This is a genomic window from Polyangium jinanense (assembly GCF_028435265.1).
GTDB classification, from domain to species: domain Bacteria; phylum Myxococcota_A; class Polyangia; order Polyangiales; family Polyangiaceae; genus Polyangium; species Polyangium jinanense.
In genome coordinates this window covers 67,642-86,627 of the sequence record NZ_JAGTJK010000018.1, presented here as the reverse complement: position 1 = coordinate 86,627, position 18,986 = coordinate 67,642, and the positions used below count along the sequence as shown (strand labels likewise).

Sequence of the window (18,986 nt, the reverse complement as noted above, 5' to 3'; positions counted from 1 at the left end):
GTCGCGGACCCAGCCCTCCCTCTTCAACCTTCGTTCTACGCTCCTGTCGTAAATTTCCTTCGTCAACAGATGGATGGTTGTTGAGTTCACGCAATTTGTGGAAGAGATGGTCTTGACTTTGAACATCATTTTCAATAAATCCTGTGGAGCTCATGGTGAAAAGTGTCCGTGCAAACATGTGCAGACGACACGCTCCAACCCGTCTTCCTCCGGGAGGACCGGGCAATGCCTGATTCCCGGAAAGAGCGCTGGCCTCTCTCGGCAGCGCAGCACGGTATCTGGCTGGGCCAGGCGCTCGACCCGGCGAGCCCGCTCTACAACGCCGGCGAATGCATCGAGATTCGTGGAGCCGTCGATCCGGCGATCTTTGAGGCCTCCGTACGCCAGGCGGCCTCCGAGGCCGAGACGCTGCACATGCGGTTTGTCCCGACCGAGGACGGCCCGACGCAGATCCTCGAACCATCCCTCGACTGGCCCATGCATCGAATCGACGTCGGTGCGGAGGCCGATCCATGGGCCTTCGTGCAAACGTGGATGCAGGCGGACCTCGAAAAGACCGTGGATCTCATGCGCGGTCCGCTCTTCACGGAGGCGCTTTTCACGGCCGGGCCCGACCGGACTTACTGGTATCAGCGGGCACACCACATCGCGCTCGACGGTTTTGGATTCTCGCTCATCGCGCGGCGCGTGGCGGAGCTCTATACCGCCCGTATCGATAGCCGCTCCCGCGTCGGCCCGCCGTCCGGCTCGTTGCTCCGGGTCATCGAGGAAGACCGAGCCTACCGCGCGTCGCCCGATTGCGATCGCGACCGTGATTTCTGGCTCCGACGTTTCGCCGATCGCCCCGCGACCGTGAGCTTCGGCGGTCGACCCACCATGGTCTCTCGCCCTGCATTACGAAGGATGACCTCGCTTTCGCCCTCCACGATGGAGCGAATGCAGGCGGCGGCACACCGCGCGGGCGCGAGCTGGCCCGACGTGTTCGTCGCCGCGACGGCGGCGTATGGGCATGGCCTCACCGGCGCGCCGGAGCTCGTCCTCGGTCTCCCCGTCATGGGCCGCCTGGGCTCCGTGGCCGTGCGTATCCCGGGCATGGTGATGAACATCGTGCCCTTGCGCGTCCCGATTCCGAAGGGTGCGAGCCTCTCTGCGCTCGCCCAGCACGTCGCGGGGGAGATGCGCGCGAGCCGGTCCCATCTGCGCTACCGCTATGAGCATCTCCGCCGGGATCTCAAGCTCGTCGGCGGGGAGCGGCGGCTGTTCGGCCCGGTCGTGAACATCATGCCGTTCGATTACGATCTGCGGTTCGGCGGTCACCGCGCGATCGCGCACAACATTTCTGCCGGGCCGGTCGAGGACATCTCGATCAACGTGTACGCGCGCTCGGACGGACGCGGGCCCCGCATCGATTTCGACGCAAATCCGGACTGCTATACCTCTGACGACCTCGCGGCGCACGAGCAGCGATTCCTCGCGTTTCTCGACGCGGCCCTGTCCGCGCCCGCGCAGCCGATCTCCGAAGTCAAAATTCCCGGCTTCGCGGAGCCTGCTCCCTCCGTGGCGATGGATTCGCCCGGCGTCATTCTCGACGGCGGCCCACTTCCTTCCCCCGCGCGTGACGTCGTCGAGCGGATCCTGGAGCACGCGCGCGAGCAGCCCACCGCCATTGCTCTGGAGCACGAATCGCGGCGAATGACGTACGCAGAGCTCGTGCTCGCGGCCCAGAGGCTCGCGGCCCGCCTCGCGGCGCTCGGCGCCAAACCGGGCACGCTCGTCGCGTTGCTCTTGCCTCGCAGCGTGGAGGCCATCACGGCCATTCTCGCCACGTTGTTCTCCGGCGCCGGATACCTGCCGCTCGATCCCCAGGGGCCGAGCAGCAGGACAGCGGCGATCCTCGCGGATGCCGGCCCTACGTTGCTCGTCACGACATCTGCGTACGCCGAGCAAGCGAGGCAAGCGACGCGAGCCCGCGTCGTGGTGCTGGACGAAGAGGTCCTCTCGGACGCACTCGAAGCGCCGATCCGCGAGGGCGACGAGCAGCCGGCGTACGTAATTTACACGTCCGGCTCGACGGGCCGGCCCAATGGCGTCGTGATCAGTCGCGCATCGCTTGCGCATTTCGTGGCCGGCTCTGCTTCACGTTACGGATTCCACCGCGAGGATCGCGTGCTCCAGTTCGCGCCGATGCATTTCGACGCGAGCGTGGAGGAAATTTTTCTCAGCCTGTGCGTGGGCGGTACGCTGGTGCTCCGTACGGACGAAATGTTGCAATCGGTCCTCAGGTTGCTCGACGCTTGCGCCGAGCACGCGATCACCGTGCTGGACCTGCCCACGGCGTTATGGCACGAGGTGGCCTACAGCCTCTCGACCGGCGCGTCGCTTCCACCCAGCGTTCGCATCGTCATCATCGGCGGGGAGGCCGCGCTCCCGGAGCGCGTCGCCCGTTTTCGTCGCGCCGTCGGGCCCGCGGTCCGATTGCTCAATACGTATGGTCCCACGGAGGCGACCGTCGTGGCCACGTGCGCCACGCTGTGCGGCGACGAATCCGTGGCCGAGAGCGCGCAGGAAGTCCCGATTGGCACGCCGCTGCCCGGCGTCTGCGCGGCCGTCCTCGGCGCGGATGGACAGCTCGTCGCGCGAGGCGCCGTGGGGGAGCTGTATCTGATGGGCGAAGGGCTGGCCACGGGGTATCTCGGGCAGCCGGAGCTCTCCGCCGCGCGTTTCCGGATGCTCGAAACGCTGCCCGGACAGCCGCGCGCGTATCGCACCGGAGACCTCGTCCGGCAAAACGAGGCGGGTGAGCTCGTTTTCGTCGGCCGCGTCGACGAGGAGCTCAAGATCAGCGGGCATCGCGTCGATCCGGGCGAAATCGAGACCGTTTTGCTTCGTTTCCCCGGCGTGCGCGAGGTCGCGGTGGTCGGATCCGCTTTGCCAGGTGGTATCAAGCGCCTCGCAGCGCACATCGTGGCCGATACGCCCCCTTCGTCACCGGCCGAGCTCCGCGGCCACGCGCAATCGGCATTGCCTCCCGCCTCCGTCCCTTCGGCCTTTCTGTTCACGGATCGATTGCCGAGGACCAGCACGGGCAAAATCGACCGGGCCGCGCTTCGCGACGCGGCCGCCACCCGCACGGCCACGTCGGCGGCAGCGACGACGGACCTCGAAAAGGTCGTCATGGCGGTCTGGGAGCAAATCCTCGGGGTCTCTGATCTCTCCCTGGAGGACGATTTCTTCGAGCGCGGCGGGCAGTCGCTGCAAACCATTCAGGTCGCCACGCGCCTCGGCCTCACGCTCGGCCGCGAGATCCCCGTGGCGATGGTGTTTCGTCATCCGACGATCGCGGAGCTCTCGCGCGCCCTGGAGCAATCCGCGGGCGTCACGAAGGTCGCCGCGGGGCTCACGGATGCAATGCTCGCCGACGCCGTGCTCCCGGAGGACATCGTCCCGCCCTCGCTTGCGCCCGCGACGTTGCGCCCGTCGCCCCGACAGGTCCTGCTCACCGGCGCGACCGGGTTCGTCGGGGTGCATCTCTTGCATGCGCTCCTTTTGGGGACGGTCGCGCGTGTGGTTTGTCCGGTACGCGCGGCGGACGAGAAGCAAGCGGCCGATCGGCTCCGCGCGGCCCTAGAAAAACAGCGTCTGCCGCTCGAGCATTTCGAGGACAGGGTGGTGGCCATTCCGGCCGACCTCTCGTTGCCCCGCCTCGGGCTGCGGGCCGAGACGTGGGACCGCCTGGCCACGGAATGCGACGTGATCTATCACGACGCCGCGATCGTCAGCCTCGTGCGTGATTACCGCAGCATGCGCGCGGTGAACGTGCTTGGGACACGCGAGGTGCTGAGGCTCGCGGCCGCGGCGCGCCCGAAGCCCGTGCATCACGTGTCGACGCTGGCCGTGGCGCCTTCGATCGCCAGGAGCCCCGAGGTCCCCGAGGCGTTCGTCCCGCCGCACCCGGAGCTTCTGGACGGCTACAAGCAGAGCAAATGGATCGCCGAGCGGCTCGCGGAGCAGGCAAGCGAGCGAGGAGTGCCGGTCGCCGTGTATCGCCTCGGTCGTGTCGTCGGCGCTCCCGATTCCGGGATCGTCAATGAACAGGACCTCGTCTTTCGTCTCCTCCTCGCCGGCATTCCGGCAGGGGTCTTGCCCGACCTCGACGTCGCGGAGACATGGACGCCCGTCGATTACGTGGCGCGCGCGATCGTTGCGCTCTCCCTCACCCGTCCGCAACGTGGCACCGTGTATAACCTCGCTCCCGCGCCCGACGTCCGACTGAGGGACGTGTTCCGCTGGGTACAGGAGTATGGGTATACCGTCGAAACCTGCTCGGTCCCGGCCTTCCGCGCGCGCCTGGGGAGCGGCGCCAGCGCCGCCGAGAGCGCCACGCTCGCCTTCTTCGATCTCCAGGCCGACGCCGGAGATCAACCGCAAAACTTCGGCCTCGGGCGCGTGCGCTGCGACAACGTGATTCGTGGCCTGTCCGACAGCGGAATCGATTGCCCCGCCGTCGATCGTTCGCTCGTGTTTCGTTATCTGGATCATTGCGTCGAGACCGGCAAGCTGCCGCGCCCTTCGAATGGGCGAGCGGGCCGAGCCTGAAGCGACGCCTCCACCCGAACCAAAGGAAATCACCCATGACCTCACGGACCCTTGGTGTAGACGTCGACAGCCGGGAGCGTGGTCTCCCGCGACCCATCGCAGGGGAATGGAAGCTCGATCGATCGAATGCGCTGCTCGCGGAGGCGCGCAGGCTGATCCCCGGCGTCACCCAGTCGCTCATGAAGCGGCCGGAGATGTATGCCCTCGGCTCGTTCCCGGTGTATCTCGAGGGCGGCGAGGGCGCGCTCGTGCGCGACGTCGACGGTAACGAGTACATCGATTACATCTGCGGCCTCGGGGCGAACACGCTCGGGCACAACCACCTCGCCGTCGTCCGCGCCATTCGCGAGAGCCTCGCGAATGGCGTGCTGCATTCGTTGCCGACGGAGATCGAGGTCACGGCCACGCGCACACTCGTCGATCTCATCCCCGGCGCGGAGATGGCCCGCTTCTTCAAGACCGGCGCGGACGCGACCTCGGCGGCGATTCGGCTCGCTCGACACGTGACGGGGCGAGAGAAGGTCGTCACCATCGGCTACAACGGCTGGCACGACCATTTCATGTTCGACACGCCCGGCGTGCCGGCGGTGCTGCGCGACTACACCTATCGCATGCCGCTCATGGCCGAGGCGGAAGAGAAGCCGTTGCTCGACTTGATCGCCGAAAAGGGCTCCGAAATCGCACTGGTGCTGCTCTCGTTGCCCTACAAGCGTGTCGTCTCGGCGGAGTTCTTGCGTACCTTGCGCGAGACCTGCCACGCCCACGGCGTGCTCTTCGTGCTGGACGAGGTCGTGACGGGCTTCCGGCTCGCGCTCGGCGGCGCCCAGGAGTATTACGGAATCGTGGCCGATTTCGTGTGTCTCTCGAAGGGCATCGCGGCGGGCATGCCGCTCTCGGCCATCGCGGGCCCGCGGGAGGTGATGAGCCGCCTCGCGGAGCTGCAGGTATCGACGACGTTCGGCGGCGAGATGCTCTCCCTGGAGGTCTGCAAGGCGGTCCTCGGCGAATACCGGGATACCGATTACATCCAGCGGATCGCCTCGCTCGGCAAGCGGCTTCGCGAAGGCGTCAACGAGAAGGCCACGAAGGTCGGGGCGCCGCTGCGCGTGGTGGGCTACGACGCGATTCCGTTCTTCCTTTTCGCGGACGATCTCGCGACGCACACGAAGTTCGCCGCGCAGTTCGTCGGCGCCATGGCGAGGCGCGGCGTTCTCCTGCGCCGTGACGTGAGCTTCATCTCGGGCGTGCACACGCAGGCGCAGATCGATTTCACGATCGAGGCGGCGCACGACGCGCTCGTCGAGATGGCGAAGCACGGCGCATTCGAGGGAAGCCTGGCCGGCGCGAGGTCCTGAATCTCTGATGGTTCGTACGCGCCGTTTTTCGTGCACCGGATGGGCCGGGGGCCTGGCCCTCGTCCTCTCGGTTTGTCCGACCGCCCTCGCGCAGGACGCGGAGCCGAGTGGCCCTTCGCCTGCGCAGACGAGCGCGACGACCGAGCGCACGGTGCACCCGCCCGAGCTCATCGAGGCGGTCGAGGCGGCGTATCCGGCGGAAGCACGCGCTGCCCGGCGGGAAGGCCGCGTGGTGCTGAAGCTCCGCATCGACGTCGCGGGGCGTGTCACGAAGGCCGAGGTCGTGGAGCCGGGCGGAAACGGGTTTGACGAGGCCGCACAGGAGGCGGCGCTGCAATTCCGTTTCACGCCAGCTCGTCGGGGAGACAAGGCCGTCGCGGCGATCATCCTCTACGCTTACGAATTCAGGTTGCCGCCAGAGTCAGCCCCGCCCCCGGAGGCGCAGTCCGCCATAACCCCGGCCGCGAGCGAGCCCGGGCCCGAGCCGGCGGCGCCTGCAGCGCAGGCCATGGTCGGTCCTGCCAAACCATCGATCGACGTCACGGTCCGCGGCGCGTCCGAAGGCGATCGACTCCGCCGGTCCGCGCAGGCGGTCCAGGTCATCGAGACCGAGGAAGCGCAGCGACGAACCGCGGACCTCGGCGAGGTGCTGGCGCGCTCCGAGGGCGTGGGGGTGCGCCGGGAAGGTGGGCTCGGATCGAACGCGCGCCTCTCGCTCAATGGTCTCACGGGCGATCAGATCCGCTTCTTTTTGGACGGTGTGCCCCTCGATCTCGCCGGGTATGCGCACGGGATCACCAATGTCCCGGTGAACCTCGTGGAGCGCATCGAGGTCTACCGCGGCGTCGTCCCCGTGCGTTTCGGCGCCGATGCACTCGGCGGCGCGGTGAACCTCGTGACCGATGCGGACGTCCGCGGCACCCACGCCTCGGCGTCCTATCAGGTCGGGTCCTTCAAGACGTACCGATTGACGCTGAGCGCTCGGCATCTGCACGAGCCCACCGGGTTTTTCGCTCGCGTGAATGGGTTCTATGATTACACCCGAAACGATTACCCGATCGACGTCGAGGTCTTCGACGAGCAAGGCCGCCTCTCGCCGGCCCGCGTTCATCGGTTCCACGACGGCTACCGCGCCGGCGGCGGGAGCGTCGAGGTGGGGTTCGTCGGGCGTCCGCGGGCGGAGAAGCTCCTGCTGCGCGCTTTCTACACCGAACACCGGAGGGATGTTCAACACAACGCCCTCATGTCCGTTCCTTATGGCGCGGTGACCTACGGCAAGCAATCGGCGGGCGCACACCTGCGATATGCGAATCCTTTCTCCCGGAGGACGCGGTTCGACGCGGTGGCCGGGTACACGTACACGCACAGGGAATTCCAGGATCTCTCCACGTGTCGTTACGACTGGTTCGGCCGTTGCGTTTTCGAGCTCCCGCAACGCGGTGAGATCGAGGCCCGCGCGATCGATCAGGCCATCGAGCAACACAATGTCTTCGCCCGCCTCAACCTGGTGTGGAACCCAGCGCCCTGGCATTCGCTCCGGTTCGGGCTCTCGCCCACCTATGCCATCCGGACGGGGAAGGACCATGCCATTCCCGCGGACGAATACGACCCGCTCACCGCGCAGCGGGCGCTCCTGAGCAGCGTGGTCGGCGCCGAATACGAGGCGCGCCCGTTTGCGGGAAAACTCGCGAACATCGCGTTCGCCAAGGCATATGTGCAGATGGCCCGGACGAAGGAGCAATTGCCGAACGGGAATCTCCGCGATCTCGACCGAACGACCCAGCGCGGGGGGATCGGCGACAGCCTGCGATTCCGCTTCACCGAAGCGTTTTACGCCAAGGCATCGTACGAGTACGCGACCCGTCTGCCCAACCCCGAGGAGATGTTCGGCAATGGCGCGCTCATCATCGAGAACCTGCACCTCGAGCCGGAGGCGAGCCACAACGTGAACCTCGGCCTGACCCTGGAGCGCGCCGAGACCGCCGCCGGCCTCTTTCGGTTCAACGTGAACGGCTTCGGGCGCTTCGCGGAGAACCTCATCGTCCTGCTCAGCAACGGCAATTATTTTCAGCACGAAAACGTCCTCTCGGCTCGGTCGGTCGGCGTCGAGGCGTCCCTCGGATGGACGTCCCCGGGAGATTGGGTCGCGCTCGACGGATACGCCACCTGGCATGATTTCCGCAACACCGCGAGCGAAGGCGCATTCGGCAAATTCGAGGGGGATCGTATCCCGAACCGCCCTTACCTGTTCGCCGGCGCGAGCGCTCGCGTGCAAGGTTCCGATTTGCTCCGTCCGCGCGACGTCCTTTCGCTCACGTGGCAGGCGCGCTACGTCGAGGCCTACTTCCGCGGCTGGGAGAGCATCGGGGCCATCGATTCCAAGCTCGTCATTCCCTCGCAGCTCGTCCACGCGCTCGCGCTCACGTACTCCATGAAGCACGGCGACGGGTCCGTCAGCGGGACCCTCGAGGTGCAGAACCTGACGGATGAAAAAGTCTTCGATTCGTTCGGGGTCCAGCAACCGGGGCGAGCGGCGAACGCCAAGCTCGTTCTCGAGCTCTGACCCACCCATTCCTTCCCGAGGAGATACATCCATGAAAAAAGTCACAGCGCTCCTGATCACCCTTGTGTTCCCCGCTCTCGCCGCCTGCAGCGGCGGTGACGGCGACGGCGCCGGCGGCACCGGCGGCACCGGTGGCCAGGGCGGCCAGGGTGCCGGGGGCGGTTCCGCGACGGGACCCCTGTATGCCCTCACGACTCAGGTCTTTGGCGCCAATGGCGGGGACAACACGAGTTATATCCTCGTGACCGACAAGCTCGGGGGCGACGCCGCGCTCACGCTCGACAACGGCGTCGAAATCGCGGGCCGCGCCCTCGGCGTCGGGCCCGAGGACGGGGGCGCCGTATTCATCGCGGGCGAAGCCGGGCCGACCGTGACGCGTTACGACCTGCAAGCGGACGGCACCTTGCGCTTGGGCACCACGGTGAGCTTCCAGGGCAAGGGAATCGCCGCGCTCGGCGAGTATCACGGTCAATTTCAGTTCGTCTCCGAGACGAAGGCATATTTCTTCGACGGCCCCACGGCCCAGGTCGTCGTCTGGAATCCGAAGGACATGACGGTCACCGGGGACATTTCCCTGAATGAGCTCGTCATCGCGGATACTACGTTGACGTTCACGGCTGCGCCGCTGCGCCTGGGCGACGACGTGATCACCTTCGCCGGGTATCGAAAGGGTCCGGAGGTCCCGAGCAAGGCGGTGGTCGTCGTCGTGAATGGCAAGACGGATCAGGCGACCATCGTCACGGATGATCGCTGCGGCTACGTGCGGGATGGCATCGAAGGGCCCGATGGAAAGATTTATCTCGCCACGGAAGCCTACGGCGCGGCCGTGCACCGGCTGAACGAAGCCAATGCCGCGCCGCCTTGCATGCTGCGGTTCGACCCGGCGACGAAGACGTTCGACGCCGCGTTCCATGTCGAGCTGAACACGCTCTTTGGCGGACAAACCGCCGGCTCCCTGCTCCGCGGGCCGGGCAACGAGGCCTTCCTGCGGGTGCTCGACGAGAGCGCCTTCCCGATCATGCCGGACACGCACCCGCGCGTCCTCGCGAGCGCGGCGGCCTGGAAGTGGGCGACCGTGACGCTCGGGGATACCCCGACGGCCGAGGTGCTCGACGCCGCGCCCAGCAATGGAAGCGTCATTCCGCTGCAGTTCGGCGACCGGAGCTTCGTGTCGCTCTTCCAGGGCCAGGACTCGACGAAGCTCCTCGAGCTCGAGGCGAAGGGCCCGGGTGAAGTGGCGCTGAGCACGCCGGGCCTCGTTTTCTCGGCCCTGAAGATCCGATGACGAATCCGGCTTCCGCGAAAGAGGCCCCGCCGCCCCGGGCCGAGCCCCCTCGCCGCCGAGGGTATGGCGCCGTCATGAAATTCGTCCGGCGCCTGCACATGTATCTCGGCCTGCTGGTGTTCCCGTGGGTGCTTCTCTTCGGGCTGAGCGGCGCGCTCTTTAATCATCCCCAGATCGGGCGAGATATCGAGGAGCGGGACCTCTCCGCGGCGGAGCTCTCCACACTCACCGGAATGAAACCCTGGGATCCGAACGAGATCGCGCAAAAGGTCGTCGGGCAGATCAACGCCGGATCCCCGGGGGGGTACGCGCTTGATCCGGGGGCCCCGAGCTCCTTCTCGGGCTGGCCCCTGCTCGCGACGCCGAGCCGCGCGGGAGGGCGTCACGTGCTCATCCTCAGCCTCGACGGCGGCGGCGCGACGGTCTCCACGCATGCCCCGGAGCCGAAATCCGATCCTCCTCCCTTTGCCGGCGCGACCATCGAATTGCCCGAATACAAGATGGCGGCGGTGCAGGAGCAGGTGAAGGAGCTCCTGCCCAAGCTGGGGATCGACGCGGAGGGACCCTTGCGGGCGCATCCGAAGGTCCACCCCGAGCTGCGCTTCCGTGTGCGTGATCAAAGTGGCCGCGCTTGGAACGTCGTCTACGATCTCGGCTCGGGTCAAATCGACGGGCGACCCGCCGGTCCGGGCCAGCTCCGCTTCGTGGAGCTTCTGGAGAAGCTGCACACGACGCACCATTTCCCCGTTCACGGCGACATGGCCTGGTTCTTTGCGCTCTTCGCGGACATCACCGGCATCACGCTGGTCGTGTGGGCGCTCAGCGGCCTCGCGATGTGGTGGCAGATGAAGCCCACGCGGGTCCTCGGCGCGCTCGCCATCATGATCGCCGTGGCCGCCGCCGCCTTCGTCATGCGCGGGACGGCCTCGGAGGTTCAATTCGGCCGCGTGCAGGGCGACGGCCCCTGAGCGCCGCACGGCGGCGGCGTCACACGCCGAGCGTGGCGCCGCCGTCGACGCAGATATCGTGCATGGTGATGTGCCGTGCCCGATCCGAGAGAAGAAACAACACCGCGTCCGCGACGTCCGTCGGGTCCGCGATTCGTTGCAGGGGGATTCCCACTTTATAAGCGCCGGGCGCGCCGTCGATGGCGGCTTGCGCTCCGTTCTCGTCCTTCCACAACGATCGTTGCATCGGCGTATCCGTCGATCCCGGAGAAACGACGTTGCACCGGATGCCGTGCTGCGCGAGCTCGAGGCCGATGCACTTCGTGAACATCGCGGCGGCCGCCTTCGAGGCCGCATACAACGACATGTGCATGCGTGGCGTCCGCCCGGCATTGGATCCGACGGTCACGATGGCGCCGGATTTGCGCGGCACCATGCGCTGGGCCACGGCACGGCAAAGGTAAAACACTCCCCGGGCATTGACCGCGAAAGTCTGCTCCCAGTCCTCGTCACGCAGCGCTTCGACGAGACCGACGCGCAGCACACCCGCGACATTGACCAGGAAATCGATGGGGCCGAGCTCGCTCTCGATCTGGTCCACCGCGGCGTCGACCGCCTCCCGGTCCGTGACGTCCGCAGAGAATGATGCCGCGCGGCCGCCGCTTGCCCGTATTTCGGCGGCCACCACGTCGAGGCGGTCGCGGTTCGAATCCACCGCGGCCACGCTCGCTCCACGCGCCGCGAGCGCTCGCGCGACGGCCGCCCCGATTCCCTGGGCGGCGCCCGTCACGAGCGCGATTTTACCCTCGAACTCCATGGGCTTGCTCCTCGGCTCCGGTCCATCGCCCGTGCGGCATTCGCGCGGAGAGGATCTCCCACCAATCGTCGAGCGTCGTGCGCTCCGCGAGCTCCACGAACGAAATGTCGAAGTTTGCGGCGCGCAGCCGTTCGACGAGCGTCATGAGGCGGATGGAATCGAGGCCCAGATCGAGGAGCGAATCGCCGCTCTGGATGTCGGAGGCGGGGCGCTCGAGGAGCCCGGCGACCTCGCTGCGCAGGTGCTCGAGGTCGAACGTCGCGGCGCCGGACGATTTCTCTGCGAGCGCGTCGAGCACGTCGCGGGTCGACACGACCACGCCGCACCGCTGCGCCACGTACGTCATGGCCATCTCGTGCCAGTTCCGCGTGAAATCGGAGGTCGCGTCGGCCACGAAGAACGGCTGCACGTCGTTCATGAAGGCCTCGCCGGCCGTCAACATGCATCCGATGTGCGCATAGACGCCGCAGATGATGAGCTGATCGCGCCGCCACCGGCGCATGAGTTCGAGCAACTCGGTCCGTTGAAACGCGCTGTAGCGCCATTTCGTGAGGACGGTGTCCGACTCCGCCGGCGAGAGCTCGTGCACAATCCCATGTTTGTGCGGCTGCGCCGTCAGCCCGGGACCCCAGAAGTCGAGGAGCAGGCCACGTTCCTCGGCCGTCTGCTCGGAGGGCTGCATCGTATACACGACGGGGATCCCGAGCGCACGGCACCGCTCTCGCACCTGCCGGATGTTCTCCAGGAGCTCGACGACCGGTGAGGCCCGGATATCGTAATAATCGAGGAAGTACTGCTGCATGTCGTGGATCAGAAGGACGGCGCGGCCCGGATCCGGCGTCCACGACATCCGGTTCTTGGGCAGCTCCTCTTTCCGAGGCATGAAATAAGGCTGGATGCTGGGGATTCCCATGGTCGATGTCCTCCGGTCGTCATTGGCCCTTCTGGGCGATCTTGTCGGCGATCCAGCGACGGAGCGCCTGTTTGTCCACCTTCCCCACGTTCGTCTTGGGGAGGTCGCCCGTGAGCTCGATGCGGTCCGGGATCTTGTAGGCAGCGAGTCCGCGCTCTCGCAGGAATGTGGTGAGCTCACGCGGGGCCGGCGGCGTCTCGCGGGGGACGACGACTGCGCACGAGCGCTCCCCGAGGAAAGCATCCGGCATGGCGACGAGCGCCACGTCCCGCACCGCTGGATGGGCGAGGAGGTGATTCTCGATCTCCTCGGCCGCAATCTTTTCGCCGCCGCGGTTGATCTGATCCTTCGCGCGTCCCTCCACGACGAGATACCCCGCCGGCGTACGCCGCACGACGTCGCCGGTCCGGTAAAACCCGTCGCGCGTGAATGCCTTCGCGTTGTGGGCTTCGGCCTTGTAATATCCGCGAATGGTGTAGGGACCCCGCGTGAGCAGGTGGCCCACCTGGCCGACCTCGACGTCGCGGTCGTCCTCGTCGACGACCCGGACCTCGTCGTCCGCAGAAATGGGCCGCCCCTGCGTTTCGATGATGACGTCCTCGGGATCGTCGAGGCGGGTGTAATTGACGAGCCCCTCGGCCATGCCGAACACCTGTTGCAAGGTGCATCCGAGCGTGCCTCGCACGCGGCGCGCGACCTCCGCGCTCAGCTTGGAGCCGCCCACCTGCAGCAAGCGAAGGCTCGAAAGATTCTGCCGGGCATTCCGCGCGGCTTCGAGCCAGACCGCGCAGAGCGGCGGCACGACGGCGGTCACGGTGACGCGCTCTTTTTCGATCCAGCGGAATGCCTCGTCCGGGCTCGGGCGCCGGCTCAGCACGACGCGGCCGCCGGCATGGAGCACGCCCAGGCTGCCGGGAGAGCTCAGCGTGAAGTTATGCGCGACGGGCAACGCGACGAGAAAGACGCTGTCTCCATCGAGCGCGCAGATGTCGGCGCTGGCACGGACACTGTAAAGGTAATCGTCGTGCGTGCGGGGAATCAGCTTGGGGATTCCCGTGCTACCACCCGAGAGCTGAAAGAAGGCGACGTCTTCGGGCGCGAGCGTCGGGAGCGGCGCAGGCTCGTCATAGAGGCTCTCCAGCGCGGTGAACGGCCCTGGCTCGCCGGCGACGAGGACGTGCTTCACGGTGCTCGCTTCGGCCTGGATCTCCTCGGCGAGCTTGCGATAATCGAATCCACCGTCCTTGTCGGCGATGATGTACGCAACGGCCTCCGTGAACTGACAGAAGTACGAGATCTCGGCCCGCCGATGCGGGGGCAGGGCGAGCACGGGGAGCGCGCCGAGGCGGAACAGGGCAAAGCAGACCTCGAAGAACTCCACGATGTTCGGGAGCTGCACGACAACGCGATCCCGCGGCTTGATGCCCAGTCGCGCGAGGCCGGCCGCGAGGCGCGAGGCGCGGGCATCGAGCTCGCGATAACTCAGGCGGCGCCGGTCGTCGACGAGCGCGGTGCGATCACCGAATCGTTCCGCTCGGTCGCGCAAGAAATCGCCGAATGTCTCGCCGATCCAGTAACCCGCTCGCCGGTACCGCTCGGCGAAATCGGCAGGCCAGGGCGTGAACCCCGCGAGCGTCCCCGTTTCCCGCAATTCGTCCGTGCGCATCAGAGATCCTCCGGCAAGGGATCGAGGCCGAGCGCGGTGAGCATGGTGCGCATCTTGGCCGCAATCTCGGCGCGCTCGCGTTCGGGCGACGAACCGGCGACGACGCCGGCCCCGGCATACACGCGAAGTGCGTCGCCGCCGATCTCGGCGCAGCGGATGGTCACGGCCCATTCACCGTCGCCGGCCGCGTCGCAATAACCCACGAGGCCCGTGAAGAAGCCACGATCGAAGGGCTCGATCGCTTCGATGGCCGCGCGCGCGCTCGTGGTAGGGTATCCGCACACGGCCGGCGTCGGGTGCAAGGCCATTGCGAGCGCGAGCGACGAGGTCGAGAGATCCGCGAGCTCTCCCGTGATCGGCGTCGACAGGTGCCACATGGCCGGCGTGTGCAAGAGCGAGGCGCGCGGCGGGACGACGAGGCGCTTGCAGAAGGGGCGAAGCGCTTCGACGACGGCGTCGATGACGACCGCGTGCTCGCGCCGGTCTTTCTCGGAGGTGAGGAGCGCGCTCGCCCGCCGCTCGTCTTCCTCGGGGTCGGTGCTCCGGGGCGCGGAACCCGCGAGTGGATTGGCGAATACCGTGTTCCCAGAGCGCGACACGAGGAGCTCGGGGCTCGCGCCGATCAATGTACGCGGCTCGGGCGCGAGGGCTCCGCGCGCCTCGGGGAGCTTGAGCGCGAACGTGTACCCGGAGGTGTTCCGTTTCGACAACCGCTCGAGGAGGAGAGCGAGATCGACCGGCTCCGAGGAACGCAGCTCCAGCATTCTGGAGAGGACCACCTTCGAGAGCGCCTCCGTGCGTATCAAGGCGAGGGCGCGCTCGACGCCGCCCAGAAACCCGTCGCGGTCGGGCGACAAACGCATCCATTCTGCAGAGACCCGCGGCGGTGCGGGGAGCGATATCGACGCCGCATCCAGGGGGCCGGCGATGCGGGTGGTTCGCGGCACGAGGAGGTGGGCCGGGGATCGGGTATCGAAGGGCACGGCGCCGACCGCCAGGGGGCGCTCGTGCCCGGACTTTTCGAGCGACGCGAGCACCGCCGCGACGCGCTCGGGAATGCCTTCGCCGTGCGCCGTTCCGCCGACGATCTCGCGTACACCCTGCGCGAGAACGGTGCGGGTCGGGGACGAGAAGAAGAAAGACGATTCCTGGTTGTACGCCTGGAGGAGCTCCGTGCCGCTGCGCACGGTGGCGGCGAAGGCTTCCGGCGTCGAAATCGAGGTCATCGAGCGACTCTCCTTGCTGGCCCGGACGGGGCCATGAACGAATTCTTCCTGGGCTCTCGCGGAAAGGGCGCGCCGCGGCGCCACGGTCATGGGCGCATCGCCCGCATGCGCCGCGCGATGCAATACGAGAGCTCGAGTGCCTGCGATTGATTCAATCGGGGATCGCAGACCGTCTCGTATGCGTGGGAGAGGTCCTCCTCACGCACGCTCCCGCCGATGCATTCGGTGACGTGGTCGCCCGTGAGCTCGAAGTGGACGCCGCCGAGGTAGGTGCCGCAGGCGTCGTGCGCGTCGAACGTCCGATCGATCTCGCGCACGATCGCCGCGAATTCACGCGTCTTCACGCCCGAGCTCGTGGTGATCGTGTTGCCGTGCATGGGATCGCACACCCAGAGCACGCGCCGGCCCGCGCGTTTCACGACCTCGAGCAAGGGCGGGAGTGTGGCGTCGACGCGCTCGGCACCCATGCGCGTGATGAGCACGATGCGTCCGGGGATCTCGGTGGGGTTCAGCGTATCGAGCAAGCGCAGGACCTCGACCGGCGTGACCGACGGGCCGAGCTTGATGCCGATCGGATTGCTGATGCCCCGGAGAAACTCGACGTGCGCGCCGTCGAGCGACCGCGTCCGCTCGCCGAGCCACGGCATGTGCGCGGTGAGATCGTAATACTCGTCCCGGTGCGGCGCCGCGCGGGTCTGCGCGGACTCGTAATGCAGGTTGAGCGCCTCGTGGGACGTGAAGAACTCGACACGCGAGAGCTCGCTCCCCGCGCCGCCGAGCGCGTCCATGCATCGAAGCGCGTCTTCGAGCTGCCGCGTCGTCGCCTGGAAGCACTCGCGCACGGGGGCGGGCAGATCTGTGCGCTCGGAGAACGAGAGATCCCAGCGATCCGGGCGTTCGAGACCGGACAATCCGCCGGCCGAGAGGGACCGGACGAAATTGAGCGTCATCGCGGCGTGGTGATAACAGGCGAGCATCCGTTCGGGATCCGGGCGCCGCGCCTCGGGCGTGAACTCCGATCCATTCACGAGATCACCAAAATAACTCGGCAGCTCGATCCCGCCGCGCACCTCCGTGGGGCGCGAGCGCGGCTTCGCGTATTGCCCGGCGAAACGCCCCACGCGCACCACCGGCTTGCCGCCGCCGACGATGAGCACGAGCGACATCTTGAGCAAGATGTCGAGCTTGTTGACGATCGTCTCCGAGCGGCATTCGCGCATGGTTTCGGCACAGTCGCCGCCCTGGAGCAGGAAGCGCCGGCCGAGCTGCGCCTCCGCGACGAGGGAGCGGAATCGCTCCACCTCCCACGAGCTCACGAGCGGTGGCAGCTCTTCGATGCGCGAAGCGATGCGCTCGACCGCGGCGGGATCGTCGTATCGCACGGCCTGCGAATCGGGCCTCGATCTCCAGGACGTAGGGCTCCATTCGCTCGTGCGCGAACGCGAAGGCGCGCGCGGGCGCGAGGGCGGGATGTCTCCGGGCGGATGCTGCACGGCGGCCTCGTGGTTCGAGGAATTCCTCACCGGCGTGCCCATGGCGATTTCGTGAATCATCGAAAGTTGCTCACGGTTTTCAGGTCTGCGCTGCGCGCTGCGGGGCGGCGCTGCGCCCGAGCACCCACAGAATACAAAGTGCGAGGAGCGACACGCTCGACGCGAGGAATCCCATAGGGCCGAAGCCGACCAGCGCGCCCTCGGGGGTCGTCGTGATGAAGAGACCGCTCGTCCACGCGGCGAGGCCGGAGGCGCCGTCGCTCGCTGCCATGTTGACCGCGAGGTAACGCCCGCGCAGCGCAGGCGGCACCCGGGACGTGATCAATGCGATCGTGGGAATGGCGCGGCCGGAGGTCAGGGTCATGAAGAGGACGAAGAGCGCGGCCACGCCCGCCTTCGGAAGGATGGGCAGGTGCGTGAAAAGGAGAAACGGCGCCAGGGTGGCGACGAGCAGAATGCCGAGCACCCGGGGCGGACCGTGACGGTCCACGAGGGCGCCAATCCAGCGCGACGTGAAGAGCGTCGCCGCGCCGCCGCATAGATAGATCCAGGGCAGGTCCGAGAGGCGGAGCCCGAGATTGCCCACCATGAACGTGCTCAGGTAGGGAATCAGCAAGAAGCCCGCGAAAACCACGCTGAACGTGAGCGCCCAGCCGAGCGGAAGCCCTGGCATCGAGAGGAGCGGGGCGGGAGCGTTCGGGCCCTTTCCGCGCGCTCCCGTGAGGTGATGATCGACAGCGGGCAGGATGCGCCACGAAAGGAGCCACAGGATGCCGGCGAGCGCGCTGATGGCCCAGAAGGGGGTACGAAAGCCCCATTGATTGGCGAGCGCGAGGCTCAGCGGCACGCCGCCGACGGCCGAGATTCCGTAGGATGACATCACCGTGCCAATGGCGCGGCCGCGGCGCTCGGCCGGCACGCGATCGGCGAGAATGGCCATGACGACGGCGCTCATCAGGCCCGCGCAGGCGCCGGCCACGGTCCTCGAGAGGAGCAACCACGTCGGGCCGTTCGCGACGCCGCACGAAAACGTGGCCGCGATGAAACCCATATAAAGCAGCAATAGCGCGCGCTTGCGGTCCCATCGATCCAGCCAGAGCACGCCGAGCAGGCCCATGGCGGCCGAGGCGAGCGTGTAGGCCGACACCATGGCCCCGAACTCCGCCGCCGAAATATTGAACTTGCCGATGAGCTCCGGCCCGAGCGGCATTAAGATCATGAAATCGAGCGTATGCGTGAGTTGAACGGCACCGAGAAGCCAAACGAGGTGGCGCTCTTGCCGTGTCATGGGGGAATCGGCCACGAAAAGACTCCAGGGACGCCCGGGGGTGTGCGAACTGTTGCGTTGCCTACCCTCACCTACAGAGAACCGCGATCTTGATGAAAGTGATAATGAAACCCATTATCAACTGTCAAGGTGATCGTGTGGAGGCGTGCCAGAATTTCGTCCGAAGGGGTGTAATTTTACGTCTTTGTTGGAAGTTTTTCGTACAAAATGAGTGTTGGGACACGTTTTCGGGGGACGAGCACGCGTCGAACGACGCTGTCGCGTCTTCCCCGATCGCCTTCGAGGGATGCCCGTCGAGGTGGTCCAGGGCGAGCCGGCGCTTCACGTCGGCTTCGGTCGTTGCTTCACTCGTGTGGGCGAATCGTGGTATCTGCACTGCCCATGCGTCCGGACCTCCCGACGAATGATTTCGGCTCCGAGGGTTGGTACCGCACCGGTGGCCACACGTATCGGTGCGAGGACGCGGGCATCTTGTTCATCCGCACCGGGGGGGATCTCGCCGAGGACCACGTGGCCGCCCTTTTCGACGCATTCGCGTGGCTCTGCGACGAGCGCGGGCATTCGCACGTGTTCTGGCTCATCGACATCGGGCGGCTCGGCGCCGTCTTACCCGGAGCGCGCACGCGCGCCGCGACCACGCCGGTGCGACCTGAAAACAAGGGCATGGTGCTCTTCAATGGGAGCTTCCGGCAACGGGTGGTCGTGAAGCTCGTCGACAAGGCCACGTCGCTGCTTCAACCGAATACCCCGCCGCTCGTCTTTTCCAGCACCGAGGCGGAGGCGCGCGCCTGGATCGACGAGCGCCGGCGCGTGCTCACGATGCGCGAGAGCCAGTGA

At 66.9% G+C, this 18,986-nt stretch carries 12 protein-coding genes; 6 read left to right on the top strand and 6 right to left on the bottom strand.

Going from position 1 to position 18,986, the window contains the following annotated elements; genetic code table 11:
• Positions 1 to 225 precede the first annotated feature (225 nt).
• From mxcG to KEG38_RS28300, 5 genes are all read left to right on the top strand, one after another.
• Positions 226 to 4,596, top strand: coding sequence for a myxochelin non-ribosomal peptide synthetase MxcG (mxcG, locus tag KEG38_RS28320; protein WP_272418729.1), 4,371 nt, complete (start codon positions 226 to 228; stop codon positions 4,594 to 4,596).
• Between the two features lie 35 nt (positions 4,597 to 4,631).
• A complete protein-coding gene (locus KEG38_RS28315) occupies positions 4,632 to 5,951 on the top strand; it encodes an aspartate aminotransferase family protein (protein ID WP_272418730.1) in 1,320 nt (439 codons plus the stop codon).
• Positions 5,952 to 5,958: 7 nt separating this feature from the next.
• Entirely contained in the window at positions 5,959 to 8,514 is a 2,556-nt protein-coding gene (mxcH, locus tag KEG38_RS28310; RefSeq protein WP_272418731.1) for a TonB-dependent siderophore myxochelin receptor MxcH, read from the top strand.
• 31 nt (positions 8,515 to 8,545) lie between these two features.
• Positions 8,546 to 9,799: a DUF4374 domain-containing protein gene (locus KEG38_RS28305; protein WP_272418732.1), complete on the top strand. Its 1,254-nt coding sequence runs from the start codon at positions 8,546 to 8,548 to the stop codon at positions 9,797 to 9,799.
• 74 nt (positions 9,800 to 9,873) lie between these two features.
• A complete protein-coding gene (locus tag KEG38_RS28300) occupies positions 9,874 to 10,767 on the top strand; it encodes a PepSY domain-containing protein (protein ID WP_372518165.1) in 894 nt (297 codons plus the stop codon).
• A 19-nt stretch (positions 10,768 to 10,786) separates the two neighbouring features.
• On the opposite strand, the gene KEG38_RS28295 is transcribed toward KEG38_RS28300, so the two are convergent.
• From KEG38_RS28295 to mxcK, 6 genes are all read right to left on the bottom strand, one after another.
• Positions 10,787 to 11,563, bottom strand: coding sequence for a 2,3-dihydro-2,3-dihydroxybenzoate dehydrogenase (locus KEG38_RS28295; protein ID WP_272418734.1), 777 nt, complete (start codon positions 11,561 to 11,563; stop codon positions 10,787 to 10,789).
• The gene (locus tag KEG38_RS28290; RefSeq protein WP_272418735.1) at positions 11,547 to 12,476 is read right to left on the bottom strand and encodes an isochorismatase family protein; all 930 of its coding nucleotides are present in this window, start codon (positions 12,474 to 12,476) and stop codon (positions 11,547 to 11,549) included. Before KEG38_RS28290 ends, KEG38_RS28295 begins: the two co-directional genes overlap by 17 nt.
• Positions 12,477 to 12,495: 19 nt before the next feature.
• On the bottom strand, positions 12,496 to 14,142 hold the full coding sequence (locus KEG38_RS28285) for a (2,3-dihydroxybenzoyl)adenylate synthase (RefSeq protein ID WP_272418736.1): 1,647 nt from the start codon (positions 14,140 to 14,142) through the stop codon (positions 12,496 to 12,498).
• Positions 14,142 to 15,368 carry an isochorismate synthase DhbC gene (gene dhbC / locus KEG38_RS28280; protein ID WP_272418737.1) on the bottom strand — a complete coding sequence of 409 codons (1,227 nt, stop codon included), beginning with the start codon at positions 15,366 to 15,368 and terminating at the stop codon, positions 14,142 to 14,144. Before dhbC ends, KEG38_RS28285 begins: the two co-directional genes overlap by 1 nt.
• A gap of 86 nt (positions 15,369 to 15,454) precedes the next feature.
• On the bottom strand, positions 15,455 to 16,921 hold the full coding sequence (locus KEG38_RS28275; protein WP_272418738.1) for a 3-deoxy-7-phosphoheptulonate synthase class II: 1,467 nt from the start codon (positions 16,919 to 16,921) through the stop codon (positions 15,455 to 15,457).
• 19 nt (positions 16,922 to 16,940) lie between these two features.
• Complete coding sequence (gene mxcK / locus KEG38_RS28270) at positions 16,941 to 18,149, bottom strand: myxochelin export MFS transporter MxcK (protein ID WP_272418739.1); 1,209 nt, start codon at positions 18,147 to 18,149, stop codon at positions 16,941 to 16,943.
• A 381-nt stretch (positions 18,150 to 18,530) separates the two neighbouring features.
• Here mxcK and KEG38_RS28265 point away from each other — a divergent pair, with 381 nt between their 5' ends.
• Positions 18,531 to 18,986, top strand: coding sequence for an STAS/SEC14 domain-containing protein (locus KEG38_RS28265; protein ID WP_272418740.1), 456 nt, complete (start codon positions 18,531 to 18,533; stop codon positions 18,984 to 18,986).